The organism is Aeromonas sp. FDAARGOS 1418, from assembly GCF_019048585.1.
In the GTDB taxonomy this organism is placed as follows: Bacteria; Pseudomonadota; Gammaproteobacteria; order Enterobacterales; family Aeromonadaceae; genus Aeromonas; species Aeromonas caviae.
Genome location: NZ_CP077387.1, coordinates 2,604,306 through 2,630,619, shown reverse-complemented (window position 1 = coordinate 2,630,619; position 26,314 = coordinate 2,604,306). Strand labels below are relative to the sequence as shown.

Genomic DNA, 26,314 nt, shown 5'->3' with positions numbered 1-26,314 from the left:
ACTATCTCGAATTATCTATCGGCAGCGGCAGGACAAGCTTTAGGTCAAAACGCTCAGTGGGGGGAAGAAGGGGCCATCAGCTTGAAGCTGGCGATGCGTCCCGCCAGATCCCGGGCCAGGGCATCCAGTTCGGCACTGTGTTGTTGCAGGGTATGGGAGTGCTGGCGATGGGCTTCATACACATCGCGGATGGTCATCACGTTTTGCTGGATGTCGTCGGTCACGTAACGCTGCTCCTCGGTGGCGGTGGCCACCTGGGCCGTCATGTCGCTCACCTTGCGCACCTCGTTGACGATGTCGGTCAGCTCGCTCCCCGCCCGCTTGGCCTCCGTCACGCTAAGACCCGCCTGTTCGGTCCCCGTGTGCATGGCAGCCACCGCCTCGTTGGCCCCCTGGCGCAAGCGGCCCAGCATCCGCTCTATGTCATCCGCCGCCTGCTGGGTACGGGAGGCAAGCGCTCTCACCTCGTCGGCCACCACTGCAAAACCGCGCCCGGATTCACCAGCACGGGCCGCCTCGATGGCGGCATTGAGGGCCAGCAGGTTGGTTCTGTCCGAGATCTGCTTGATGAGGCTCAAGGCCTCCCCCACCGACTCGGTATCCCGATGCAGGCTGTCCACCAGGTGCCGGGTATCCACCAGCGTGCCCGCCACCTGCTGGATGGTGTGGATGGTCTGATCCACCTCCTTGTCACCCTGCTTCGCCCGGCCGATGGCCTGCTGAGTCGCCTGGGAGGTCTGGGTGGCGTTACGGGCAATCTCCGCGACAGTCGATGCCATCTCGGTGGCGGCAGTCGCCACCAGATCCACCTGCCCGCATCCCCTGACTACGCCGGCATTCACCTCGGCAATGACTTCGGCCGAGCTGGCGGCGCTGCGTATCAGCACGTCACAGGAGTGGCGCACAGCCAGCAGCAAACTCTCCAGGTGCCCGAGGAAATGGTTCAGATCCCGCGCCAGGGCCCCCAGCTCATCCCCGGATCGCCAGTCGACCCGAACGGTCAGGTCGTTCTCCTGCACCAGGCGCTTGAAGGTCTGGTGCAGGGCCATGAAGCCCAGATGCAGATCCCGCACCACCCGCCAGCAGACGAAGGAGGTCAGGACGATGCACAGCAACACGCCAGCCGCCCCCCACCAGAAGTCACTGGCACTCCCGACCCGCATCTGTTCAACCCGCTCGAAGAGCTGTTGATAAAGGCTGTCTTCTATCTCCTTGAGCAGGCCTATCTTGTCGGTACTCAAGGCAAACCAGGCCTCCGCATCGACACCAAAACCGCCGCTTGCCGCCTTGTCCAGGGCCAGTTTCTCCATGGCGGCCACCTTGGCCACCACGGATGAGGCGAGGCTGTCGTTCAGCAACTGACGCTGGGCGGGACTCGCCACCGCCTGGAAACGTTCGAGATAGGTGTTCTGGGCCGCCAGCAGGGAGATGAACTGCTGCAGCAGCGCAGGCGTGAAGCTGTCACGGCCAAAGACGTTGCTGAGCGTCGCCCGCTCCAGCCCCGCACGCTCCTTGCTCTGCAGGAAGGCGGCGTAGGCATTGGTCTGCAGGGCGATGGTGGCATCCATGCTGTCGACGCTTATCTTGTCCACCACCGCCAGCAAAGCGGTCACGAGGCGAGTATAGAAACCGACCTGTTCCGCCACCTCGACCCCCAGGGCGCTGACCCGCTCACGCATGGCGGTGAGTCCCGCCACTCCCTGCTGCACCTCCGTCAGCGCCAGCAAGGCAGGATCCTGATGAAAACGCTGCAACAGGCTGTCCACCACCTTGCGCTGGGCAGGCAGCGCATCGCGAAACTTGTTGCCGCCAGAGCCGAGGAAGCCGGCCGACATGCCGCGCTCCCGTTGCAGCTCATGGGCCAGCTGCGCCGCCTCCTTCACCACCGCCAGCGCGACCAGGGCGCCGCTCATCTCCTGTTCGACCCGATAACGTTCATAGACGTACCGGCCGGAGAAAAACAGCAGGGCCAACAGCGGCAGACAGACCACCAACATCATCTTGTGTGCCAATCCCAGCTTCTTCATCGTCCTCTCCCTCCATGGTTGACGTCGCCCATTATAAGCACAGGTGTTTCAAAATGGTCCTCTTGCCGTCCCATGGCGGCAGATAAGGGACAAGGGCACGCTTTTTTGCCATAATGCCGCCTCCTTTCACGCCGACCGAGATACCATGACCGACGCCGTTCACACCCTCAAGGGCCGTTTTCGCGGCTTTTACCCCGTCGTCATCGATGTTGAAACCGCCGGATTCAATGCCAAGACCGATGCCCTGCTGGAAATAGCCGCCCACACCCTCAAGATGGATGAGCAGGGCTGGCTCGTCCCTGACCAGATCTTCCATTTTCATGTCCAGCCCTTTGAGGGCGCCAATCTGGAGAAAGCGGCGCTGGAGTTCACCGGCATCGACCCCTTCAACCCGCTGCGGGGCGCGGTGGACGAGAAGGAAGCACTCACCGAGATCTTCAAGGGGGTGCGCAAGGGCATGAAGGAGCAGGATTGTGGTCGCGCCATCATAGTGGCCCACAACGCCACCTTCGACCACGGCTTCGTGATGGCCGCCGCCGAGCGGGCCGGCCTCAAGCGCAATCCGTTCCACCCCTTCGCCACCTTCGACACCGCCGCCCTCTCGGGTCTTGCCCTGGGACAGACGGTGCTGGCCAAGGCCTGTCAGAGCGCCAATATTCCCTTTGACAACAAAGAGGCCCACTCGGCCCTCTACGACACCGAGCGCACCACAGAGCTCTTCTGCCACATCGTCAATCGCTGGAAGAGCCTGGGAGGCTGGCCTCTGGCCAACCCGGATGAAACGACGGACACCGAAGACGAGGGCTGAACACTCCCAGCCCCTGCCCAGACAGGCTGCCCATGGCAGCCTGTCTGCATGAGGGGACCTGTCTGGGCAATGAAGAAGGGCCATTTTCCCGGTTCCCGTTCACCGCCAGCAGAAGATGCGTCCCTTGGCCGGGATCTGCCGATTTTTTTCTCGACATTTAGCCTGTTTTTCGCAAACTAGCTGGCTTTCACACGACTGACAGCAACACAATCCATAAGGAAATCAAATGAATCCTGTTGTTATCGCGGTGGCGCTGATGCTGGTGCTCAGCCTGCTGCGGATCAATGTGGTGGTCTCCCTCGCCATCGGTGCCATCGTGGGTGGCCTGCTCGGCGGACTCTCCCTCGAGCAGACCCTCAGCACCTTCACCGGCGGCCTGGGCGGCGGTGCAGAAATCGCCCTCTCCTACGCCATGCTGGGGGCTTTCGCGGTAGCCATCTCCCGCTCCGGCATCACGGATCTGCTGGCCCGCAAGGTCATCAACCAGCTCGGCAAGGATGCCAGCAGCACCCGCATTCTCTGGGTCAAGAGCCTGCTGCTCACCTCGGTGCTCGCGGTCTCCGTCTCCTCCCAGAACCTGATCCCGGTGCACATCGCCTTCATTCCCATCCTGATCCCGCCGCTGCTGCATGTCATGGCCCAGATGCAGATCGACCGCCGTCAGGTGGCCTGCGTCATCACCTTCGGCCTGACCGCTACCTACATGCTGCTGCCGGTCGGCTTTGGCGGCATCTTCCTGAACAACATCCTGGCCAAGAATCTCGTCGACAACGGCGTACCGGTGGAATTCAGCCAGTTGCCCCTGGCGATGGCCATCCCGGTATTCGGCATGTTCCTCGGCCTGCTCATCGCCGTCTTCTTCAGCTACCGCAAGCCGCGTCAGTATGATCTGGAGAAGATCCTGGCCGCCGAACCGGAGACGGTCGAGCTCAATCTCAACCACATCTGGGTCGCCCTGCTGGCCATCGCCGTGGCACTCGGCCTGCAACTGATGACCAACAGCATCGTGCTGGGGGCGCTCGCAGGCTTCATCATCTTCACCTGCGGCGGCGTCATCAAATTCCGCGAGAGCCAGGATGCCTTCACCCAGGGTGTGCGCATGATGTCCCTCATCGGCTTCATCATGATCTCCGCCGCAGGTTTCGCCGCCGTCATGAAGGAGACCCACGGGGTGGAGAGTCTGGTGCAGTCCGTCTCCACCATGATGGCAGGTCACAAGGGATTGGCGGCCTTCCTGATGCTGCTGGTGGGCCTGCTCATCACCATGGGGATCGGCTCCTCCTTCTCCACCGTGCCCATCATCGCCACCATCTATGTGCCCCTGTGCATCCACCTCGGCTTCTCGCCCATGGCGACCATCGCCCTGGTGGGCACCGCGGGCGCGCTGGGGGACGCGGGTTCCCCCGCATCCGACTCGACGCTCGGCCCCACATCGGGCCTCAATGCGGACGGTCAGCACGACCACATCTGGGACAGCGTGGTGCCAACCTTCATCCACTACAACATCCCCCTGGTGATCTTCGGCTGGATTGCCGCCATGGTGCTCTGAGACCATCCCGAGCAGACAGACAAAAGGCGACCCCGAGGTCGCCTTTCTTGTCTTGCACATACCTCAGATGGCCGGTTGCAGCCCCCGCCTGCCGGCCAGGGCGCAGAGACAGGCCACCAGGGCCAACCCCATGCCGGCTGCTCCCACCCCGAGCCAGTGACCCTGTTGCCAGACCAGCATCCCCAGGCTGGAGCCGAGGGTTCCCCCCAGGAACATGCCGGTCATGAAGAGGGTATTGATGCGCCCCCTAGCCTCAGGTCTCAGACCATAGATGCGCTGCTGATGGGCGATGAGTGCGCTCTGCACTCCGAGATCCAGCAAGATGACCCCGCACGCCAGCCCGGCCAGAGAGAGCCACAGCTCGAAGCAGATCCAGGCAAGCACCACCAGCACGGCACCGGCCAATACCACTGGTCTGGCCCCCAACCGATCCGCCATCCGGCCTGCCAGAGGGGCCGCCACCACCCCAACCACCCCGATGACGCCGAACAGACCCGCCATGTCGGCCCCCAACCCATAGGCAGGTTCGGCCAGGTAGAACGCCAGCACGGTCCAGAAGGCGCTGAAGGAGGCAAACAGCAAGGCCTGGGTCAGGGTCGCGCGGCGCAGGGCGGGCTCCTCGCGCCACAGACCGACCAGAGAATGAAGCAGACGGCCATAACCGAGGGGAGAGCGCGACAATCCGGACGGTATCATCCTGACCATCAGCAGGGCCCCCGACAGGGCCAGGGGAATGGCCAGCCAGAACATGGCGCGCCAACTGCCATAGGCGGTGACCAGGCCGGCGACGGTGCGGCTGAGCAGTATCCCGGCCAGCAGGCCGCTCATCACGCTGCCGACCACGGCACCACGGCGGGCGGGATCTGCCAGGGTCGCCGCCACCGGAACTATCTGCTGGGCCGCCGTGGCCCCGATGCCGAGCAGGACGGAGGCCAGCATCAAGGTGGTAGCACTCGTGGCCGTGGCCGCCAGCAGGGAGGCCAGCGCGATCAGTGCAAACTGCCCCGGAATGAGCCAGCGGCGCTCGACCACATCGCCAAGCGGCACCAGCAAAAGCAGACCCATGGCATAGCCGAGCTGGGTCAGCATGGCGATCAATGGCATGCCCGAGTGCCCGGGAAAGTCCTGCGCCATCACCGCCAGCATGGGCTGGTTGTAGTAGATGTTGGCAACTGCCAGGCCGCATGACAGGGCCATGGCGAAGAGCAGGGAGGGGCCGGGGGTTGCGGCCCCTCCGGCAGAAGGCGATGTACTCATGATCTTCTCCTCGTGTTAGAAGGGCTCCCGCCAGGATACGGGCCCCATGCGCACAGCCTACCCGGGGAGCGTCGCCACCAGTAGAGCGGTGGGGACCATAACAGTTATTCCGCTGGTGCATGCCCCACCCCGGGCAGGCCGGTCACGAATGCCAGAAAGGCGCTCGCCTTGGCACCAGGCTGGCGACCTGCCGGGAGCAGGGTCCAGAGCTCCTGCATGGGCAGTTGCCACTCGGGCAGCACCGCCACCACCTCGCCGCGGGCAAGCTCGGGGGCAAACATCCACTCCGAGGCGATACCGAGCCCCAGTCCTGCCAGCACGGCTGCGCGCATGCCCTCGGCCGCCGAGACCGTCAGCCTGCCTTCTCCGGAAACCACCTTCTCTTCGACGCCGCGGCGAAATCGCCACTGTTGCCCCACTCCGGGCCGTGGACTGTAAAGCACCAGATCATGCTGTTGCAGAGCCTGAGGGGTCTCAGGCTCTCCTTTGGCGGCCAGATAGGCCGGCGTCGCCAACACCCGCATGTCGCTTCGGGCGAGACAGCGGGCGACCAGCGACGAGTCGGCCTGTTTGCCGATCCGCAGAGCCACCTCGATGCCCGCCGAAATGAGATCCACATTGCCGTCATCCAGCAGGATCTCCAGATCCAGTCCCGGGTGAGCCACCAGAAAACCGGCAAGATGGGGAATGATATGCAGGCGGGCGAAGGTGACGGGAGCGCTCACCCGCAGGCGTCCACTCAGCCCGGCCCGGCATTGCTGCACCATGGCATCGGCCTCGTTGACCTGGGCCAGGATCTCTCTCGCCCGCAGATAGTAGGCCTCTCCGGCCTCGGTGGGCGCCAGCCCCCGGGTCGAACGCAGCAACAGGCGGCTGCCAAGGTGCGCCTCAAGCTGGGCAATCAATCTGGAAACCGTGGGTTGCCCCATCCCCAGTCGGCGGGCCACCGCCGAAAACGAGCCGGTCTCCACCGCCAGCACGAACACCTCCATCACCCCCAAGCGATCCATTTATGGCTCCTCTGCCCTGTGGCACTGTTCGTGGCACAAGGTAGCACCGGGCCTGCCCTCTCGCACCCTCGTTCTGGCAGGAGGCACAAGAAAACCGCGTCAAGGGCGGTCCTGCCATGGGAGAAAGGTGTCGGGATGAAATATCAACCAGGAACAATCGAACAGAGGGACTCGAAGACAAGGCTACAGGGGCTCGATTGCCCCAAGGCTACCCCAGTGCCACTTCCTGAATGGCGGCGCTGTGGGCGAAATAGCGGTGACAGAACTGCATGAACTCCGGCAGCGGCAAGGGCTTCGAGTAGAAGTACCCCTGGATCTCGTCCACCCCGATCTCGAGCACCGCCCTGAGCTCTTCCCAGGTCTCCACCCCCTCTGCCACTACCTGCACCTCCAGCTGGTGCGACAACGTGGTGATGGTCTCGACGAACAGCGCCTGACGGGGATCCTTGTCGATGGCGGTGATGAAGGAGCGGTCGATCTTGAGCTTGTCGAAAGAGAGTTCACGCAGGTAAGAGAACGAGGACCAGCCGGTCCCGAAGTCATCGAGGGCCACCCGCACCCCTATCTGGCGCAGGGAGTGAATGATCTGCTTGCTGAGGGCGATGTCATCGAGGGCGATGGTTTCGGTCAGCTCCACTATCAACTGGTGCAGCCCCAACGGCCCATCTTCCATCTTCTCTTCAATCTCCCTGGCCAACCCCATGTTGAACATGGAGTTGGAAAGGTTGATGGAGATCTCGAGCGGTGCTAGCACCTCCTCCGGGAAGCCGGACAGATCGAGCTGCATGCGCCGGATGATCCAGCCCCCGAGCGCCTCGCCCAACCCGTTCTCTTCTGCCAGCGAGATGATGTCGAGGGGGGCAATAAAGCCATATTCCGGATGATGCCAGCGGATCAGCGCCTCGGCCCCCAGCCTCACTACACTCTGGCCGCGCACGATGGGCTGATAGTAAAGGGCCAGTTGCGGGCATTGCGGGCAGTGGATAAGCTCCCGCAGCTCGGTCGACAGCCGGCGTTTGCGCTGATAGTGCTGATACATGCTGCTGGAGAAGAGCACATTGTCATTCAGCCGTTTGCGCTTGGCGCTGTCGAGGGCGATATCGGCAAACAACAGCATCTCTTCCGGTGAATGATCCGGTTTCACATACTGGCTGGTGCCCATGAAGACCCGCACCCGGTGCGCCGGATCGGCGGCAAACACCAGATCCGCCAGCTCGCTGCGCAGTTGCTCCAGAAACGGGAAGCGCAGATAGGTGGGCATGGTGCCGGTGATGATGAGGGTGAACTCGTCACTGCCGGTACGGGCAACGAAGATCCCCTGGCCAGAGGCGGCCTTGATCCGCGCCGCAAGCCGTTTGAGCAAGGCGTCCCCCACTTCGTAACCCAGACTGTTATTGACCTCCCTGAAATGCCCCAGATCCATGAGGCAGACGGTGATGCTGCTGCGCCGCCCGGGGTGGCTGGTCCACTGCTGGAGGTGCTTGATGAGCGCCGCCCGGTTAGGGAGACGGGTGAGAGGGTCGTTCCACGCCAGAAAATGCTGGCGACGCACTTCGCGAAACAGCACCATCAACATCACCATGGTCGCCAGCATCAGAAACCCCAGGATGAAGAAGTTCTGGGTTCTCGACTCGTTGAGCAGCTCACGCTGGGCGATGGCAGAAGGCCCGGTAAAGTTTTTCACCATCACGTCCCGCACCCCGCGCATCTCGTCATCGAGTGCGGCCGTGAACATCTTGAGTGCGGGGGAATCCGGCTCCCCTTGCACCACATCCTGCTCATAGCGTTCGAAGAGAGCGAGGATCTTGCCGACCGCCTTGTCCGCACCGAATCGGGCCCTGACCGACTTTGCCTCCTTCCCGTGCAGGAAGACATCGAGCCGGTTCCAGGCAATGTCAAAGCGTTTGTTCATCTCCTCCCGGCTGACGGCACCGGCACGATAGAGCTGCAAGCCCTTCTCGAAGGCGTGGATCTCCAGCTCGAGCTGGGCCAGTGCCCAGGCGGAGAGCTGGGTGTAGCGCGTCACCTCATTGAACGCGCGGTCATAGTTCCAGACCGACCAGAGGGTCACCCCCAAAAAGGTGGTCACCATCAGGATCAGGCTCAAGAGCTTGCTGCTCAGCATCTTATTTGCTCTCCAGCGCCGTCAGCTGCCACACCATCCGGCTGTGATAGAGCTCCTTGTTGAGTTCGGGATGGTCGGTGAGGGGATAAATGACCCAGAGCGGCCCCTTGTTGCGCAGGGTCAGAGCCTTGCCATCCTGCTTCTCGGCCACCAGCACCGGGTACTTCTCCCCGTCTTCCAGCGGCAGTGCGGCCCAATATTCATTGACCGCGAGGGCCTTGACCTCCTGGCTCTTGAGACCGTAGATCCTGACCAGGTCCCGCAGCAACACCCCGCGATAGAGGTGCTCCCCCTCGGTCCAGGGCGTCCCCGTCTTAACCTCCGTCTGCGGCAAGGCCTCAAACTCGGCACGGGTCAGCACCACCTCCCCCTTGCCATTGCAGCACCCCGCCCCCGCAATTCTGAAGAAGGGCTCCTCCGCCAACACCATACCCGACACGAGCCATCCAGATATCAGCGACACCTTGCCAAGCCACTTGCCCATCACGCACCTCCCTGTCATACGGTTTATTTATTCATCTCACTCTTCACTCTGCTGACTCATATGCAAACAACAGAATGCACCTTCAGACCAAAGTCGCAGTCGTTTGCAACCAGCAACGATTCTGCGCCTTCCAAAAGTATCCAATCGCATCCCAAAGAATGACACCAGGCGCCACCCCCAGGCAAATGGATTGCACCATTTTTCTTTCACTGGCTCCTCATCAAACCGGATGCCCACCACGGCCGGGAAAAGGTGACAATCTTCGCTACGCATCTGAAAAACAGACACAAAAAGGGCCACTCCATGGAGCGGCCTTCTCATCAGTGCAGTCAGGGTTTAGCTGTCGCGGCGCTTGTTGCCACCGAATTTGCGACCCTTGTCGAAACCGCCTTCACGGCGATCCTTGTTGAAGGGACGGTCACCCTGCGGACGGCGATCCTTGTTGAAAGGACGGTCGCCACGGAACGGACGATCACCACGGGGCGGACGGGGAGCAGTGTTGCCACCGGCCGGCACTTCGGTGTAACGGGTGATCTGCAGCGGACGCTGGCAGACACGGGCCTTCTTGATCACTTCCAGCACCTCGGCGCTCATACCCTTGGGCAGATCGACGGTGGAGAAGTCATCGGCGATGTCGATGTTGCCGATGAAGCGGCTCTCGATGTTCGCTTCGTTGGCGATGGCACCCACGATCTGGCCCGGCTTGACGCCGTGATGGGCGCCCACGTCGACGCGGTAGCGCTCCATCTCCACGTCCGGGTTGTCTTTCAGCGGACGCGGCTCCAGGGACGGCATGCGACGGGCCGGACGATCGCCACGGTCACCGAAGTCACGACCGCCACGGTCGTTGAACTCACGACGCTCGAAGCCACCGCGATCGTTGCCGGCGTTGAACACCGGATCCGGAATGGAGTCATCCAGCAGCAGCGGTTGGTCGCCCTGTACCAGCTTGGCCAGTGCAGCAGCCAGCTCCAGCGGATCGGCAGAATCTTCTTCGATCAGCTCGTTCACCAGGTTGTGGTAGATCTCGAGCTCTTCACCCATCATGGTTTCGCGGATGCGCTCCTTGAACTTGGCCAGACGGTGCTGGTTGATGTCCTCGGTGCTCGGCATCTTCATCGGTTCGATGGCCTGACGGGTGGCGTGCTCGATGGCACGCAGCATGCGACGCTCGCGCGGTGCCACGAACAGGATGGCTTCGCCCTTGCGGCCGGCACGGCCGGTACGGCCGATACGGTGAACGTAGGACTCGGTGTCGTAGGGGATGTCGTAGTTCACCACGTGGGTGATGCGCTCAACGTCCAGACCACGAGCAACCACGTCGGTGGCGATCAGGATGTCCAGCTGGCCCTGACGCAGCTTGTCGACGGTACGCTCACGCAGCTTCTGCGGGATGTCACCGTGCAGCGCTTCACAAGCATGACCACGGGCAGCCAGCTTGCCAGCCAGTTCTTCGGCGGCGTTCTTGGTGCGTACGAACACCAGCAGGGCTTCGTAGGGTTCGACTTCCAGCAGACGGGTCATGGCGTCCAGCTTGTGCAGACCGGTCACCTGCCAGTAACGCTGGCGAATGGTGGTGGCGGTCGCGGTCTTGGAGGCGATCTTGATCTCTTTGGGCTGCTTCAGGTGCTTCTGGGCAACACGACGGATCTGCTCCGGCATGGTGGCGGAGAACAGGGCAACCTGACGACCGGCCGGGCACTGATCCATGATCCAGTCCACGTCGTCGATGAAGCCCATGCGCAGCATTTCGTCCGCTTCGTCCAGCACCAGGGCTTTCAGACCGGAGAGGTCCAGGTTCTTGCGACGGATCAGGTCCATCACGCGGCCCGGGGTACCCACGACAACCTGGGCACCGCGACGCAGGGCGCGGGTCTGGGTTTCGTAGGAAGCGCCGCCGTAGATGGGCAGCACGTGGAAATCGGGCATGTGGTGGGCATAGCGTTGGCATGCCTCAGCCACCTGCAGGGCCAGCTCGCGGGTCGGGGCCAGCACCAGGATCTGGGTGTTGCGGTTACCAGCTTCCAGACGAGACAACAGAGGCAAGGCAAAAGCAGCGGTCTTCCCTGTACCGGTTTGTGCCTGCCCCAGCAGATCGTGTCCCGCCATCAGGTGGGGAATTGCTGCGGCCTGGATGGGAGACGGGCGCTCATAGCCCACGTCCTGCAGCGCTTTCAATACGGGCGCGGCCAGTCCAAGCTCACTAAAAAGGGGCAGTTGTTCGGTATCAGACATAGATTCTTCCAGATTAAGGCAGGCGGCTAACACCGCGGAATAGCAAAAAGGCGGCGATTATAGCGCCACTTTGTTCTGCTGTCTTGAAAAATGTGATAGGTGTCTCAAGACGTTGGCAATTATAGAGGGATCTCGCGACTATGGCTTGCTTATTTTTCACTCATGATGCGTTATTGCGGATCACGCTTCGCCAGAGTCCTTGTCCCGCTTGTGCTTGAGCACCGCCATGGTCAATCGGCTGGTGCACAATAAACGACCACGTTCATCCCGAATTTCGATCTGCCACACCTGAGTCGTGGTCCCCAGATGCAGCGGCATACAGCGCCCCGTCACCACCCCTTCCCGCTTGGCTCGCAGATGGTTGGCGTTCACCTCCAGACCCACACAATAACTGTCAGGCTCGACCGCCATATTGGCCGCAAGCGATCCCAGCGTTTCCGCCAGCACCACGGAGGCGCCGCCGTGCAGCATGCCGAGTGGTTGATGGGTGCGGTGATCCACCGGCATGGTGGCCTCCAGCCAGTCGGGGCCAAAGGCGCTATAGACGATGTCGAGGTGGGCCATCAGGGTGTTGCGGGAGCTGGCGTTGAGCCCCTCCAGGCTCATGGGTTTGCGCCAGATGGGGCTGCTTTCTTGACTCATGGTGAGCGGACTCCTTGCGTGATCAACGGGTTATCGCTGCGCTGTAGTGGCAAACCAGCAGTGTCGGCCAAAAGGGCACAAAAAAAAAGATGCCCACGCCGGGGCATCTTGCATCGAGATTGACCCTCACCAGGGATAGGTCACCCCTGGCCACTCGGCCCAAGGGCCGTCCCGCCCCGGCAGACGCGGCTCGGACCAGCGCCATACCTTGCCGAGCCAGGCGCGCAGTTCGGCTTCGAGTTCGCTGTCCATAAGCGGCGCCTCGGCCACCTTCCAGAAGAAGAGCTCCACCTGCACCTCCGGCAGTACCGACGGATAGAGGTAAACCCCGCCCCAGAAGTGGGGCTCCCTGTCCGGGCTCCAGAGGCCATAGGCAAAGGAGCGCTTGGCCAGAAACTCGGAGTGCTGCCACTCCAAATCGGCCTCGTGCTGACTCAGGCTGAAATGGGCGGAGGGCCACACATCGTCCGGGCGAAACAGCTGATGGAGCTGCTCCCGCTCGCGCAGGATGGCGACAAACTCCACCACGGCCTGGGACGGCGTGGTGGGGAGCAACAGAAAATGCGGGTGCCGATAGGCCTTCGGCACCCGGAATCCCTTGGGAAAGTGGAGCATCAGAGCAGTTCCAGCAGGGCCTGCAGCGGGTGCTTGAGCTTCTCCCCCTCCATCCGCTTGACCTGGCTGCGGCACGAATAACCGGTGGCCAGACAACGGGCTTGCGGCAGGCGAGCCAGGGGCTCGGCCCAGCTCAGACCGTAGATCCCCTTGGAGTTCTCCACCTGTTTGGCGTCGTGACCATAGGTGCCCGCCATGCCGCAGCAACCCACCGACACCGGCTGCAAACGCGCACCGAAGCGGCCGAACAGGGTGCTCCAGTCACCGTGGGTGGTGGGCTTGGCGGTCTTCTCGGTGCAGTGGGCAAACAGATACCAGGGGTCGGCGGCAGCCTCTTCCCGCAGCGGCAGCGCCTCGTCAGGCAGGGAGAGCAGCCACTCCTGGGGCAGCAGCACCTGGAAATCACCGCGGGCGGGGCCGAGCGCCTTCACGTACTCGTCCCGGTAGCAGAGCACCAGAGAGGGGTCGACCCCCACCATGGGGATGCCGAGGGCCGCCACCTTGTTGAGGAACTGGGCGCTGCTGGCAGCGGTACGGGCGAAGGCGCGCAGGAATCCCTTCACGTGCTGAGGCTTTCCGTTGGGTTTGAACGGCAGCAGGTAGGGCTGATAGCCCAGCTTGCTGGCCAGCTTCACCAGGTCACGCACCACGGGGGCGTCGTAGTAGCTGGTGAAGGGATCCTGCACGATGAGCACCACTTTTTGGCGCTGCTCGGGGCTCATGGCCTCGAGGCCCGGCAGATCGAAATAGCGGGCGCGGTGATCCCGCAGCTCCTCGGCCAGGGTCGGTACGGAGAGCAGCGGCACATCCACCATGCCGATGCTCTTCTCGGTCGCCTTCTGGGCCCACTCTTTTTCGAGGAAGAAGTTGACCAGTTTCGGCGCCTTGGCCAGCAGGGGCGCATAGCTCTCTACCGTGCCCACGAAGTAATCCTTGGGGCCGCGCAGATAGCGGCTGTGATAAAGCTGCATGAAGCGGGCGCGGAAGGTGGGTACATCCACCTTGATGGGGCACTGGCTGGTGCATGCCTTGCACGCAAGGCACCCCTCCATCGCCTCCATCACCTCGTGGGAGAAGTCATACTCGCCCCGGGCGCGGGCCACCGTATTGCGGAACTTATCGACGATCTGCTTGAAGCGCAGACCGCCGCTTTGCAGCGCCACCTCTTCGGCAAGGGGATCGAAGCCCTGCTCCGCCAACTGGCGCAGCCATTCACGCATCAGGCCAGCCCGCCCCTTGGGGGAGTGACGGCGGTCTCGGCTGATCTTGACCGAGGGGCACATGGGGGAGTCGGTCTCGAAGGTGAAGCAGAGACCGTTGCCGTTGCAATCGAGGGCCCGGGTATAGCTCTCGCGCACGGCAATCGGGATCTGGCGGTCGAACTTGCCGCGCTTGGGCCCGTCCACCGAGACAAGCGAAGCGCCGCTGCCATAAGGCATGCAGATCTTGCCCGGGTTGATGCGGTTGGCCGGGTCAAATGCCCCCTTGACCCGTTGCAGCTCTTCCCACAGCTCGCCGAAGAAGGCGGGGCTGTATTCGGAGCGAAAGCCCTTGCCGTGCTCCCCCCACATCAGGCCGCCGTATTTGGCGGTGAGCGCCACCACCTGATCCGAGATGCGCCGCAGCAGCACCTCCTGCTCGGGATCGCACAAGTCCAGCGCCGGGCGCACGTGCAGCACCCCGGCATCGACGTGGCCGAACATGCCGTAGTCAAGGCCGTGAGCATCCAGCAGGGCGCGAAACTCCATGATGAAGTCCGCCAGGGATTCCGGCGGCACGGCGGTGTCTTCGGTGAAGGCCACCGGCTTTTTGCGCCCCTCGGCGTTGCCGAGCAGCCCCACCGACTTCTTGCGCATGCCATAGATGGTCTCGATGCTCGGCAGGTGGTCGCACACCTGATAGCCAATGACACCAGCTTCACCACGCGCCAGCAGACCGTCGATGCGTCGGCACAGCTCCGCCACCTTGGCCTTGTGCTCGGCCTCGTCGGTATCCGCAAACTCGACGATGTTGAGCCCCTGCAGATCCTTGCCCGGCACATCCTGGATGAGATCCTTCACCGAGTGCCAGATGATGTCGGCGCGGGCCAGTCCCAGCACCCGGGAGTCCACGGTCTCCACCGACAGGGCGTGGGCCTGTACCATAAAGGGGGCGTTTCTGAGCGCGGAGGGGAAGCTGTCGTACTTGACGTTGACGAGCGTGCGGTAACGCGGAATGGGGGTGATATTGAGCTTCGCCTCGGTGATGAAGCCCAAGGAGCCTTCCGAACCGCACAGCACCCGGCTGACGTCCAGGGTGTCGCTCTCGGGTTGATAGAGGTGCTTGAGATCGTAACCGGTCAGAAAGCGGTTGAGCTTGGGGAAGGTGGCCTCGATATCGGCGCGCCGCTCGCGGCCGATGCGATAGAGGGTGCGATAGATCTCCCCCTCCCGGTTCTCCAGCGCCAGCTTATCCGCCAGACGCTGGCCGGTCACCGGCTCGGTGGCCATGAGATCGCCGTTTTCCAGCACGGCCTTGAGGCCGAGCACGTGATCCGAGGTCTTGCCGTACACCAAGGAGCCCTGCCCCGAGGCATCGGTGTTGACCATGCCCCCTAAGGTGGCCCGGTTGGAAGTGGAGAGATCCGGCGAGAAGAAGTAGCCGTGGGGCTTCAAATAGGCGTTGAGCTGATCCTTGACCACCCCGGCCTGGGCCCGCACCCAGCCCTCTTCCAGATTAATTTCCATGATCTGGTTCATATGGCGCGAGAGATCGACGATAATGCCGCCGCCCAAGGATTGACCATTGGTGCCGGTACCGCCGCCGCGAGGGAAGAAACTCAAGGTTGCGTACTCGGGCCCCTGGGCCAGCTTGAGCATCACCGCTATGTCATCCGCGCTGCGCGGATAGAGAACCGCCTGAGGTACGACCTGATAGACGCTGTTATCCGTCGCCATCGCCAACCGGCTTGCATAAGACTTTTCGATATCACCACGAAATGCTGATCGCGCCAGCAACTCAAGAAACTGCAGGGTTGTAGGTGACAAACTGTCCTGGTAATCGAGTCTCGGGATCATGAATCCTTGTTCCCATCCTTTGCTTGATGCCGGCATTCCGGCGACAACGACCGTTCGGACCTGCCTCTTTGCGGGTGTCCGAACCAGTCCGCTCACATGTGAGCGGGCAGTATATCAGCTAGAAAACCGCTTGCGCGCGCAATCTTCACCATTTGAAAGGAGGACTTTTATGGCTCACTACAGCCATGTTATCAGTACGCTTATTCGCACCGAAAAACAGGCGCTGACCCTGTCGCTGTTTGGTTGCATCACCTTTGCCATTTTCGGGATCGGTTATGGCCTCTTCGTCGGTTCCAACGCCATCATGCTGGACGGCATCTTCACCCTGTTCAGCATGGGCATGACGGGCCTTGGGCTCATCACCGCCTACCTGGTCACCCGCCCCTCCGACGCCCGTTTCCAATACGGCTACGCCCACTTCGAACCCATCGCCAACGTCATCAACGGCGCCATCATTCTGCTGCTCTGCCTCGGCGCCCTCTATGGCGGCATCACCTCCCTGCTGGCAGGAGGACGGGAGATCGATCTCGGCCACGCCCTCATCTATGCCGTCGTCTCCACCTTCTTCTGCGGCATCCTCTATCTCATCGAGGCCGACGTGGCCGAGCGGGTCAACTCCGAGCTGGTGCGGGTGGACTCCAAGGAGTGGCTGGTGGATACCCTGCTCAGCGCCACCCTGCTCATCGGCTTTCTGGTCGCCATCGGGCTCGATACCCTGGGTTACGGCCACTACAACCGCTACATAGACCCGGTGCTGGTCTCGCTGCTGGCCCTGTGTGCCACCCTCATCCCCATCAAGGTGCTCGGTCGCAACCTGCGGGAAGTGCTGAAGATTGCCCCCAAGGGGGATGTCTCCCGGCTGGTGGCCAGCGAAGTCGAAGCCCTGCGCCTGCGCCATGGGGTCGAGTGCTACAGCCACCTGGCAAAAAGCGGCCGCCGCTTCGATCTCGAGCTCAACATCCTGGTGGCCCCCGGCCAGGAGTGGCCCGTCGAGCGCCAGGATGCCCTGCGCCAGGAGCTCTGGTCTCGCCTCGGCGACACCCTGGGAGACGCCTGGCTCTCGGTCTGCTTCACCCGGGAAAAACGCTGGTTGTAAGCCGCAAGGCGGGGCTTGCCTGGCAAGCTCCGCCTGTCCCTGTTGCCCTGTTGGGCGAGCGCCTCCCCCTGCGCGTCCAGACCCCCTTGCCAAATGGCGGCGAGTCGTTATCATCAGGGCTCACTTTTGACCCGAGGTTTTATTGCCCATCATGGACAATCCCCGAAGTAGCCCTTCGTCTTTTCCCATCAAAGCCTATCTGTACCTGCTCAACCAACGCCTCTGAAGCGATCGTCTCCGTCACCACGGCCACGCCGTGACCACGATTCACTGCATCTGTCTTCATTGAGGTCAATCACATGGAATTCTTGCTGGACCCGTCAATCTGGGTCGGTCTGCTTACCCTGATCATCCTGGAAATCGTTCTCGGGATCGACAACCTGGTCTTCATCGCCATCCTGGTGAAAAAACTGCCCCCCGCCCAGCGGGACAAGGCGCGCATCATCGGTCTCTCCCTGGCCCTGCTGATGCGCCTGGGACTGCTCACCATCATGTCATGGCTGGTCACCCTCACGGCTCCTCTGCTGCACATCTGGGATCACCCCTTCTCCGGTCGGGATCTCATCCTGATGGGAGGCGGCCTCTTCCTGCTGTTCAAGGCCACCTCCGAGCTGCATGAGCGACTCGAGGCCAAGCCCGAGGAGCAAGGCGGCACCGGCGTCTATGCCGGGTTCGGGGTGGTGATCGCCCAGATCCTGGTGCTGGATGCGGTCTTCTCCCTGGACTCCATCATCACCGCCGTCGGCATGGTGGATCACCTCGGCGTCATGATGGCGGCCGTGACCATCGCCATGGTAGTGATGGTGCTCGCCTCCAAGCCCCTGACCCGCTTCGTCAACGCCCACCCCACTGTGGTGGTGCTCTGCCTGAGCTTCCTCTTGATGATCGGCTTCAGCCTGGTGGCGGAGGGCTTCGGCTTCCACATTCCGAAGGGCTACCTCTACGCGGCCATCGGCTTCTCGGTGCTCATCGAGTTCTTCAACCAGCTCGCCCAGCGCAGTGCCCTGCGCCATGAGGCGCGCCAGCCCCTGCGCGAGCGCACCACCGCCGCCATCTTCAAGCTGATGGGGGGGAACAAGCGCTCCGCCCACCCGCAGGAAGACGAAGAAGAGGTGCAGGCTCAGCCCCTGCCCCCCGGTTTCGGTGAAGAGGAGCGTTACATGGTGAGCGGCGTGCTGTCGCTGGCCGAGCGTTCCATTCGCACCATCATGACCCCACGCTCCGAGATGGAGTGGATCGACGTGAGCGACAGCGAGGACGAGATCCGCGCCCTGCTGCAACGGGCCCCCCACAGCCTGTTCCCGGTCTGTGACGGGGAGCTGGACGAGATCATCGGGGTGGTCAAGGCTCGGGATCTGCTGTTTGCCCTCAACGAGGGGCAATCCCTGGCAGCGCTTGCCAGACAGAACGAGCCCGTCATCGTGCCCCAGACCATCAACGTGATCCGGCTGCTGGCGGAGCTGCGTCAGGCCAGGGGCAGCCTCATTCTGGTGGCGGACGAGTTTGGCGTCATCCAGGGGCTGGTCACCAACCACGATCTGCTGGAGGCCATCGTCGGCGAGCTGCCGGACGAGGACGAGACCCCCGATGTGGTGCGCGAGGGCGAGCATTGGCTCATCCACGGCACCACCAACATCCATCAGGTGGAGCAGGCACTGAACTGCGACGGGCTGGTGAGCGAGAGCGACGAGTACGTGACCCTGGCGGGCATGCTGCTCTCCCACTTCGGCAGCCTGCCCGACGTCGGTCAGCAGTTGCACCTCGGCCAGTTCTGCTTCGAGGTCATGGCCGTGAGCGAGCGGCGCATCGAGCGAGTACGGGTCACCCCACTCTCCCCCTGATCATCGGTGGCAATGCAGCAAAAGAGGGCCTTTGGCCCTCTTTTTTCTGGCCCGAGCCCGGCCCCTCCCGGGCCATTGCTGCGATAACGGCAATTCTCTTCTGCAATCCCCCCTCTTTTTCACAATAACAATCCCCTCTAAAGTCACCTCACTCCCAAAGATTGAGGAATCCATCATGCACCACGATCCCCTGTTCTGCCCCCTTCGCCTCGGCCAGCTGCACCTTGCCAACCGCATCGTCATGCCCCCCATGACCCGCTCCCGCGCCAGCCAGCCCGGGGACGTGGCCAACGCCATGATGGCGACCTACTACGCCCAGCGTGCCGGGGCCGGCCTCATCATCAGCGAAGGCACCCAGATAGATCCCCTGGGCAAGGGCTACGCCTGGACGCCGGGCATCCACAGCGCCGAGCAGGTGGCAGGCTGGAAGCAGGTAACAGACGCGGTCCACGCCGAGGGGGGCATCATGTTCGCCCAGCTCTGGCACGTGGGCCGGGTCACCCATCCTGACAACATCGGCGGCGCCCAGCCCCTCTCCTCCTCCGCCATCCAGGCCAAGGGAGTGAAGGTGTTCGTCGACAACGGCAGCGATGCCCCGGGGTTTGTGGAGACCGTCACCCCGCGCGCCATGACCCAGGCCGACATCGACGCCGTGGTGGGGCAGTTTCGCCAGGCCGCCCGCAACGCCATGGAGGCGGGCTTTGACGGCATCGAGTTGCACGCCGCCAACGGCTACCTCATCAACCAATTCCTCGACTCCGAGTCCAATACCCGCACCGACGGCTATGGCGGTTCGCTCGAAAACCGGCTGCGTTTCCTCAAAGAGGTGACCGAGGCGGTCTGTGACGAGATCGGTCCCGACCGGGTCGGGGTACGCCTTGCGCCGCTCACCACCCTCAACGGCACCGTGGATGCCAACCCCCAGGAGACCTATCTGGCCGCCGCACGCCTGCTGGGCCAGCTCGGCGTGGTCTATCTGCACGTCGCCGAAGCGGACTGGGACGACGCCCCCCTGATGGCGGAGAGCTTCAAGCAGGGGCTGCGCGACGCCTTCCCCAACACCCTCATCTACGCCGGCAAGTACGATGGGGAACGCGCCCGCACCGCCATCGAGGCGGGCTGGGCCGACATGATTGGCTTCGGTCGCCCCTTCGTGGCCAACCCCGACTTGCCGAACCGCCTGCGCCACGGCCATCCGTTCGCCCCCCATGATCCCGCCACCCTGTTTGGCGGCGGCGAGAAAGGGCTGACCGATTACCCCGTCTATGGGGCAGAGCGGGCATAGGGCGGCTGGCGCCGAACCTCTTCCAGGGCGGGCCCTCCAACAGGGGGCTCGCCTTGTTGTCTTGCCAGTGCAACAGTAATTCAAGGCATTGTTACGCCATGTAATTCAATCAAGGCACCCACCCCTCTCATCCAAGGAGTCACCATGACCCATACCCAGGCCTGGTGCTGGCACGCCCCCGGCGAACCGGACCAGCTCACCCTCACCCGGCAAGCGCTCCCCACCCCCGGGCCCGACGAGGTCCTCGTCGCCAACCGGATCATCGCCTTCAATCCGGTGGACTGGAAACTCATCGAACAGGGTCATCCCCACTGGCAGCCAGGCCATGTGCCCGGCGTCGATGGCATGGGCACCCTGGTGACACTGGGGGCCAACGTCACCCACCTGCGCCCCGGCACCCGGGTCGCCTATCACACCGACCTGCGCCACGGCGGCAGCTTTGCCCGCCACACCCTGGTGCCGGCTCGCGCCCTGATGCCGGTGCCCGATGCCCTGAGCGACGAGGCGGCCGCCGCGCTCCCCTGCCCCGGCCTCACCGCCTGGCAGGCGCTGGCCAAGCTGCCTCACCTGCACGGGGAGGCCCTGCTCATCACGGGGGCTGGCAGCAGTGTCGGCCGCTTCGCGGTGCAACTTGCCCTTAAGCAGGGGGCCCGCGTCTTTGCCAGCGCCAGCCCGCGCCACCACCAGTGGCTCAAACAGCTAGGCGTGCAGGGGGTGGCGGACTATCGGGATCCCGACTGGCTGGCCCAGTTGCAGGCCGCCAACGGCGGTGAACCCTTCGATGGGATCATCGATCTGGTCTCCAGCCAGCAGGCAGAAGCCTTGCTGCCTGCCCTTGGCTATTACGGCCACATGGTGACGGTGCTCGGGCGCATCGCGCGCAACCCGCTGCCCGCCTTTAGCCATTGCCACTCATTGCACGAGATTGCCCTCGGCGCCCAGCACGCCTTTGGCTCGGACAAACAGTGGAGCCGTCTGGTGGCGGCCGGTGTCGCCATGATGGCGCAGATGGCGAGCGGCGAGCTGACCCTGCCGCCGCTGGTGGTGGGCGACTTCGACGCCCTGCCCTCCCTTCTCACTCGCGTCAAGCAGGAGGGACAAGGGGAAAAGTATCTGGTGAGAGTGGGTTGATACCCGCCCAACGATGGCTCAAAGAGGCCCGCCATAGCGGGCCTCCTCCATTCAAGGTGTGCAAGGCGACCTGCTCAGTGCAGGCTCACCCCGTGCAGGGCGGCATGGAGGCGAATGTCCCGGGTCAGACGCACCTTGTCCGCGAGGCTCAGCCAGCTCGCCTCCACGGCATTGAGACTGAGGCGGCACAGCTGCTCCTGGCTGGCGCCAAGCCCGTCGGCCAGGGCCTGGAAGTTGGTCCCCAGGTATCCCCCGAAATAGGCGGGATCGTCGGAGTTCACGGTGACGCAGAGCCCCTGCTCCAGCAGCCTCAGCACATTGTGATGGGCCATCTGGTCAAACACCCTGAGCCGCACGTTGGAGAGGGGGCAGACGGTGAGGGGCAGCCGGGTGTCGGCCAGGTAGCTCAACAGCGCGGGATCCTCGACGCAGCGCACCCCGTGATCGATGCGTTGCACTCCGAGCTCCCGGATCGCCTGCCAGATGTAGTCCGCAGGTCCCTCCTCGCCGGCATGGGCCACCAGCGGCAGCCCCAGCTCGCGGCAGCGAGCGAAGACCCGGGCAAACTTGCTGGGCGGGTTGCCCTGCTCCCCCGAATCGAGGCCGACCCCGTGCAGGCGCGCCAGGTGCGGCGTGGCCTCTGCCAGGGTGGCGAATGCCGCCTCTTCACTCAGGTGGCGCAGGAAGCTCATGATGAGCCGCCAGCTGATGCCAAAGGCTGCTTCGCCAGCCTGTAGCGCCCGCTCGATGCCCCCCAGCACGGTGGCAAAGGGCACGCCGCGGGCGGTGTGGGTCTGGGGGTCGAAAAAGATCTCCACGTGCACCACGTGATCGGCAACGCAGCGCTCGAGATAGGCCCAGGTGAGGTCGAAGAAATCCTGTTCGTGGATGAGCACGCTGGCACCGAGGTAGTAGAGATCGAGGAAGGATTGCAGGCCGTCGAACTCATAGGCGGCGCGCAGGCTGCCAACATCGGGCCAGGGCAGCGCCACCCCGTTGCGCTGACCGAGGGCGAACATCAGCTCGGGTTCGAGGGTCCCCTCGATATGCAGGTGCAGTTCCAGCTTGGGCAAGCCGGCAATAAAGTGCTCCATGATGACGGCTCCATCGTCAGACTCCGTGCGGACACCACCGGGGCGGCGCCCTCCCTTCGCCTTCATTGTGCACCCATCTGGCCCGCCGGAGGAGACTTGTCATCAAAGGGCCTTATAATGGCGGCACAAAAACCATAACCGATTGAAGAGACGAACAGAGGGATGCCCTGTCCCCGCTCTTGCGCCCTACAAGGAGAATTCATGAAGAAAAACGTCATCTGTGACATTGACGGCGTCATCCTGCACAACAACGATCTCATTCCCGGCGCCGACCGCTTCGTCCACCGCCTGCTGGAGCAGGGCAGCAAGCTCCTGTTCCTCACCAACTACCCGGCCCAGACCCAGAAAGATCTGCAAAACCGCTTCCGCTCCGCCGGAATAGAGGTGCCCGAGGAGTGCTTCTACACCTCCGCCATGGGCACCGCCGACTTTCTCAAGCGCCAGGATGGCAAGAAGGCCTATGTGATTGGCGAAGGGGCCCTGACCCACGAGCTCTACAAGGCCGGCTTTACCATCACCGACATCGACCCGGACTTCGTGGTGGTGGGGGAGACCCGCAACTACAACTGGACCATGATGCAGCAGGGCGCCAAGTTCGTGGATCAGGGGGCCCGCTTCATCGCCACCAACCCCGACACCCACGGCCCCCTGATGTACCCGGCCTGCGGCGCCCTGTGCGCCCCCATCGAGCGGATGACCGGCAAGAAGCCCTTCTATGTCGGCAAGCCGAGCGCCTGGATCATTCGCGCGGCCCTCAACCGGATGGAGGCCCACTCCGACGACACCATCATCATCGGCGACAACCTGCGCACCGACATCCTGGCAGGCTTCCAGGCCGGTCTCGAGACGGTGCTGGTGCTCTCCGGGGTGAGCAAGGTGGCGGACATCGACCGCATGCCGTTTCGACCGAACCACATCTTCGACTCCGTGGTGGACATCGACATCGTCTGATCCCGGGTGCCGCCCTTCCGGTAGCCTTCAGCCTGCACGGGCCCCCTTGGCAAAGGGGGCCCGTTTCGTTTAACGTAAGCGCAACATCGTTAAACAAACTAAACGGGAGCAGGATGCTCCTTCGCCACTCAAGGACGCACCATGAAGAGCCTGAACGACTGGATCCTGCTGGACAAGCACACTGTCTCCCCCACCCCGCTGATGCCCGCCCCCGAGCGCATCAGGGCCGGAACGCCGAGCCAGACGGCATGGAACCACTACTCAGACCCGAGCCAGCAGTTTCACGTGGGCTTCTGGGCTTGCGAGCCGGGCTGCTGGGCCGTTCACTATACCGAACACGAATACTGCCAGATGCTGGAAGGGGAGGCGGTGATCCACGACGAGCAGGGCGGCCGGCTGCACCTAAAACCGGGGGATCAGTTCGTCATTCCCGCCGGTTTTGTCGGGCAGTGGGAGACCCTCACCCCTTGCCGCAAGCTCTATGTTATCTTCGAACCCGCCGCGACTTGACGCGCACGTCAACCCTGACCCTCTCTCTTCAGGCGGCCGGACGGCCGCCATCCTCTGGCGCAACTTGACGCTTACGGCATGATTTTCTGCGGTTTTCCCGCTTGCAAAAGGGTTTTCCGCTAGGCATTGTGATTGGCGAGGAATGTAAATGGAATTTCGAGCCCAAACGTGGGGGGCTCATATAAAAATCAAGAGGATTACCGCCAATGTGTTCTATTTTCGGCATTCTGGACATCAAGACCGACGCCACTGCCCTGCGCAAATCGGCCCTGGAGATGTCCAAGCGACTGCGTCACCGCGGGCCTGACTGGTCCGGCGTCTACAGCTCCGACAAGGCCATCCTGGTGCACGAGCGTCTGGCCATCGTCGATCCGGGCAACGGCGCACAGCCTCTCTACAACCCCGAGCGCACGCACGTATTGGCCGTCAACGGCGAGATCTACAACCACAAGGAGCTGGAGAAGAACCTCAAGGTCGACTTCCAGTTCCAGACCCACTCCGACTGTGAAGTGCTGCTGGCCCTCTACAAGGAGAAAGGCCCGGCGTTCCTGGACGATCTGAACGGCATCTTCGCCTTCATCCTCTATGACGCCGAGCAGGATGCCTACCTGATTGGTCGCGACCACATGGGGATCATCCCCCTCTATACCGGCCGCGACGAACACGGCAACTTCTATGTCGCCTCCGAGATGAAGGCGCTGGTGCCCGTGTGCAAGAGCGTCGAAACCTTCCCGCCGGGACACTACCTGTGGAGCAAGGATGGCGAGCTCAAACAGTGGTACAAACGGGACTGGATGGAATACGCGCCGGTCGAGCACAACGTCAGCGACAAGGCCGAGCTCAAAGCGGCCCTGGAAGCGGCGGTCAAGCGCCAGCTGATGTGCGACGTGCCCTATGGCGTGCTGCTCTCCGGTGGTCTGGATTCGTCCGTCATCTCCGCCATCACCAAGCTCTATGCCGCCCGCCGGGTGGAAGACGATGGCAAGAGCGAAGCCTGGTGGCCCCAGCTGCACTCCTTCGCCGTCGGCCTGGAAGGGTCGCCGGATCTCGCCGCCGCCCGCAAGGTGGCCGATCACCTGGGCACCATCCACCACCAGATCCACTTCACCGTGCAGGAAGGGCTGGATGCCCTGCGGGACGTCATCTATCACCTCGAGACCTATGACGTCACCACCATCCGCGCCTCCACGCCCATGTATCTGATGGCCCGCTACATCAAGGCGATGGGGATCAAGATGGTGCTCTCTGGCGAAGGCTCCGACGAGCTGTTCGGCGGCTACCTCTACTTCCACAAGGCCCCCAACGCCCGTGAGTTCCACGAGGAGAACGTGCGCAAGCTCGCCTCCCTGCACCTCTATGACTGCCTGCGGGCCAACAAGTCCATGGCCGCCTGGGGCGTGGAAGGCCGCGTGCCCTTCCTCGACAAGGAGTTCATGGACGTGGCGATGCGCCTCAATCCCGCCGACAAGATGTGCGGCAAGGGCAAGATCGAGAAGCACATCCTGCGGGAAGCCTTCGAGGATCTGCTGCCCCACGAAGTGGCGTGGCGCCAGAAGGAGCAGTTCTCCGACGGCGTGGGCTACTCCTGGATTGACAGCCTGAAAGCCATGGTCGAGGAAGAGGTGACGGATCAGATGTTCGAGGCGGCGGCCTTCCGCTTCCCCGTCAATACCCCGCTCACCAAGGAGGCGTACTACTACCGCGCCATCTTTGACGAGCACTTCCCGCTGGAGTCCGCCGCCCGCACTGTGCCCTACGGCAAGTCGGTCGCCTGCTCCACCCCGACCGCGCTCGAATGGGATGCCAAGTTCAAGGAGATGGCCGACCCCTCCGGTCGCGCCGTGATGGACGTCCACCAGCAGGGTTACTGATCGCCCCTGACCTGAATACAAAGCCCCTCTCGAGGGGCTTTGTTGTTTTCTGCCATTCCATTGCCGCTTTTTGCCTTCCCCTTCCCTGTTTGCGGCTTGGCGCAGGAAACGCCTCGTGTCACATTGTCTGCGCCTGGAAGCAAAGATAACGACACAAGGAAGAGACCATGAAACGACTGTTACTGCCCCTGATACTGGGCTCCCTCCTTTTCAATGGCGCCGCCTGCGCGGGCGACCACCTCTGGAGTCAGAGCCTGCCCGATTACAGCCAGGGTTATGACGAGACGCGGGATCCGGCCCGCGATCTCGCCGCCGCTACCGCCAAGGCCAGTGCCGAGGGCAAGAAAGTCCTGTTGCTGGTGGGGGGCGAATGGTGCAGCTGGTGCCAGGAGATGAACCGCTTTCTGGACCGGGAACCCGATCTCGCCGGCCAGCTCAACCGCACCTTCGTGGTGGTCAAGGTGAACGTCAGCGAGCAGAACAAGAATGAATCCTTCCTGAAAGCCTATCCCGAGTATCTGGGGGTCCCCCACTTCTACGTGCTGGATGCCACGGGCAGGCTGCTCGAGTCCTTCAACACCGGGCTGCTGGAGAAGGGGAAGAGTTACGACGGGGAGAAACTCGGCAAATTTATCGCCTATTTCCAGCCCAGGACCACCCACGGCTGACTCGCCAGTCCATAAAACAGGGCCCCGCACGGTCAGTGACAGTGCAGGGCCTTGATGGC

At 63.0% G+C, this 26,314-nt stretch carries 20 protein-coding genes; 10 read left to right on the top strand and 10 right to left on the bottom strand.

Annotation, left to right across the window (positions count from 1 at the left end):
* Nucleotides 1-53 precede the first annotated feature (53 nt).
* Entirely contained in the window at nucleotides 54-2,027 is a 1,974-nt protein-coding gene (locus tag I6L48_RS12315; RefSeq protein ID WP_216987281.1) for a methyl-accepting chemotaxis protein, read from the bottom strand.
* Nucleotides 2,028-2,172: 145 nt separating this feature from the next.
* On the opposite strand from I6L48_RS12315, the gene rnt reads away from it, so the two are divergent.
* A complete protein-coding gene (rnt, locus tag I6L48_RS12310; protein ID WP_010675098.1) occupies nucleotides 2,173-2,835 on the top strand; it encodes a ribonuclease T in 663 nt (220 codons plus the stop codon).
* 226 nt (nucleotides 2,836-3,061) lie between these two features.
* A complete protein-coding gene (locus I6L48_RS12305) occupies nucleotides 3,062-4,384 on the top strand; it encodes a Na+/H+ antiporter family protein (RefSeq protein WP_151028277.1) in 1,323 nt (440 codons plus the stop codon).
* A gap of 63 nt (nucleotides 4,385-4,447) precedes the next feature.
* On the opposite strand, the gene I6L48_RS12300 is transcribed toward I6L48_RS12305, so the two are convergent.
* From I6L48_RS12300 to I6L48_RS12265, 8 genes are all read right to left on the bottom strand, one after another.
* Entirely contained in the window at nucleotides 4,448-5,641 is a 1,194-nt protein-coding gene (locus I6L48_RS12300) for an MFS transporter (protein WP_201997062.1), read from the bottom strand.
* Between the two features lie 104 nt (nucleotides 5,642-5,745).
* Nucleotides 5,746-6,651, bottom strand: coding sequence for a LysR family transcriptional regulator (locus tag I6L48_RS12295; RefSeq protein ID WP_201997061.1), 906 nt, complete (start codon nucleotides 6,649-6,651; stop codon nucleotides 5,746-5,748).
* Nucleotides 6,652-6,859: 208 nt separating this feature from the next.
* Nucleotides 6,860-8,776 carry a bifunctional diguanylate cyclase/phosphodiesterase gene (locus tag I6L48_RS12290; RefSeq protein ID WP_201997060.1) on the bottom strand — a complete coding sequence of 639 codons (1,917 nt, stop codon included), beginning with the start codon at nucleotides 8,774-8,776 and terminating at the stop codon, nucleotides 6,860-6,862.
* 1 nt (nucleotide 8,777) lies between these two features.
* Nucleotides 8,778-9,260, bottom strand: coding sequence for a molybdopterin-binding oxidoreductase (locus tag I6L48_RS12285; RefSeq protein WP_216987280.1), 483 nt, complete (start codon nucleotides 9,258-9,260; stop codon nucleotides 8,778-8,780).
* A 336-nt stretch (nucleotides 9,261-9,596) separates the two neighbouring features.
* Complete coding sequence (locus tag I6L48_RS12280; RefSeq protein ID WP_201997058.1) at nucleotides 9,597-11,495, bottom strand: DEAD/DEAH box helicase; 1,899 nt, start codon at nucleotides 11,493-11,495, stop codon at nucleotides 9,597-9,599.
* 180 nt (nucleotides 11,496-11,675) lie between these two features.
* Nucleotides 11,676-12,137, bottom strand: coding sequence for a hotdog fold thioesterase (locus I6L48_RS12275; RefSeq protein ID WP_216987279.1), 462 nt, complete (start codon nucleotides 12,135-12,137; stop codon nucleotides 11,676-11,678).
* Between the two features lie 126 nt (nucleotides 12,138-12,263).
* Nucleotides 12,264-12,752 carry a hypothetical protein gene (locus I6L48_RS12270; RefSeq protein ID WP_113070107.1) on the bottom strand — a complete coding sequence of 163 codons (489 nt, stop codon included), beginning with the start codon at nucleotides 12,750-12,752 and terminating at the stop codon, nucleotides 12,264-12,266.
* Nucleotides 12,752-15,808 (bottom strand): FAD-binding and (Fe-S)-binding domain-containing protein, encoded by a 3,057-nt coding sequence (locus I6L48_RS12265; RefSeq protein WP_162726185.1) that lies wholly within the window; start codon nucleotides 15,806-15,808, stop codon nucleotides 12,752-12,754. Before I6L48_RS12265 ends, I6L48_RS12270 begins: the two co-directional genes overlap by 1 nt.
* A gap of 169 nt (nucleotides 15,809-15,977) precedes the next feature.
* Between I6L48_RS12265 and I6L48_RS12260 the strand changes: the two genes are divergently transcribed.
* The 4 genes from I6L48_RS12260 (at nucleotide 15,978) to I6L48_RS12245 (ending at nucleotide 21,161) form a co-directional block, all read left to right on the top strand.
* A complete protein-coding gene (locus tag I6L48_RS12260; protein ID WP_041214996.1) occupies nucleotides 15,978-16,904 on the top strand; it encodes a cation diffusion facilitator family transporter in 927 nt (308 codons plus the stop codon).
* A gap of 299 nt (nucleotides 16,905-17,203) precedes the next feature.
* Nucleotides 17,204-18,745 (top strand): TerC family protein, encoded by a 1,542-nt coding sequence (locus tag I6L48_RS12255; protein WP_039038766.1) that lies wholly within the window; start codon nucleotides 17,204-17,206, stop codon nucleotides 18,743-18,745.
* A gap of 175 nt (nucleotides 18,746-18,920) precedes the next feature.
* On the top strand, nucleotides 18,921-20,030 hold the full coding sequence (locus tag I6L48_RS12250; RefSeq protein ID WP_113070105.1) for an alkene reductase: 1,110 nt from the start codon (nucleotides 18,921-18,923) through the stop codon (nucleotides 20,028-20,030).
* A 144-nt stretch (nucleotides 20,031-20,174) separates the two neighbouring features.
* Nucleotides 20,175-21,161 (top strand): zinc-binding dehydrogenase, encoded by a 987-nt coding sequence (locus tag I6L48_RS12245; protein ID WP_113070104.1) that lies wholly within the window; start codon nucleotides 20,175-20,177, stop codon nucleotides 21,159-21,161.
* 74 nt (nucleotides 21,162-21,235) lie between these two features.
* Here I6L48_RS12245 and I6L48_RS12240 read toward each other — a convergent pair whose 3' ends face one another.
* Complete coding sequence (locus I6L48_RS12240; RefSeq protein WP_113070103.1) at nucleotides 21,236-22,255, bottom strand: adenosine deaminase; 1,020 nt, start codon at nucleotides 22,253-22,255, stop codon at nucleotides 21,236-21,238.
* 201 nt (nucleotides 22,256-22,456) lie between these two features.
* Between I6L48_RS12240 and I6L48_RS12235 the strand changes: the two genes are divergently transcribed.
* The 4 genes from I6L48_RS12235 (at nucleotide 22,457) to I6L48_RS12220 (ending at nucleotide 26,255) form a co-directional block, all read left to right on the top strand.
* Nucleotides 22,457-23,206, top strand: coding sequence for an HAD-IIA family hydrolase (locus I6L48_RS12235; protein WP_010675115.1), 750 nt, complete (start codon nucleotides 22,457-22,459; stop codon nucleotides 23,204-23,206).
* A 141-nt stretch (nucleotides 23,207-23,347) separates the two neighbouring features.
* On the top strand, nucleotides 23,348-23,716 hold the full coding sequence (locus I6L48_RS12230; protein ID WP_041213049.1) for a cupin domain-containing protein: 369 nt from the start codon (nucleotides 23,348-23,350) through the stop codon (nucleotides 23,714-23,716).
* A 206-nt stretch (nucleotides 23,717-23,922) separates the two neighbouring features.
* Nucleotides 23,923-25,587, top strand: coding sequence for an asparagine synthase B (gene asnB, locus I6L48_RS12225; RefSeq protein ID WP_010675117.1), 1,665 nt, complete (start codon nucleotides 23,923-23,925; stop codon nucleotides 25,585-25,587).
* A 167-nt stretch (nucleotides 25,588-25,754) separates the two neighbouring features.
* Nucleotides 25,755-26,255 (top strand): thioredoxin family protein, encoded by a 501-nt coding sequence (locus I6L48_RS12220; protein WP_216987278.1) that lies wholly within the window; start codon nucleotides 25,755-25,757, stop codon nucleotides 26,253-26,255.
* The last annotated feature ends 59 nt before the right edge of the window (nucleotides 26,256-26,314 follow it).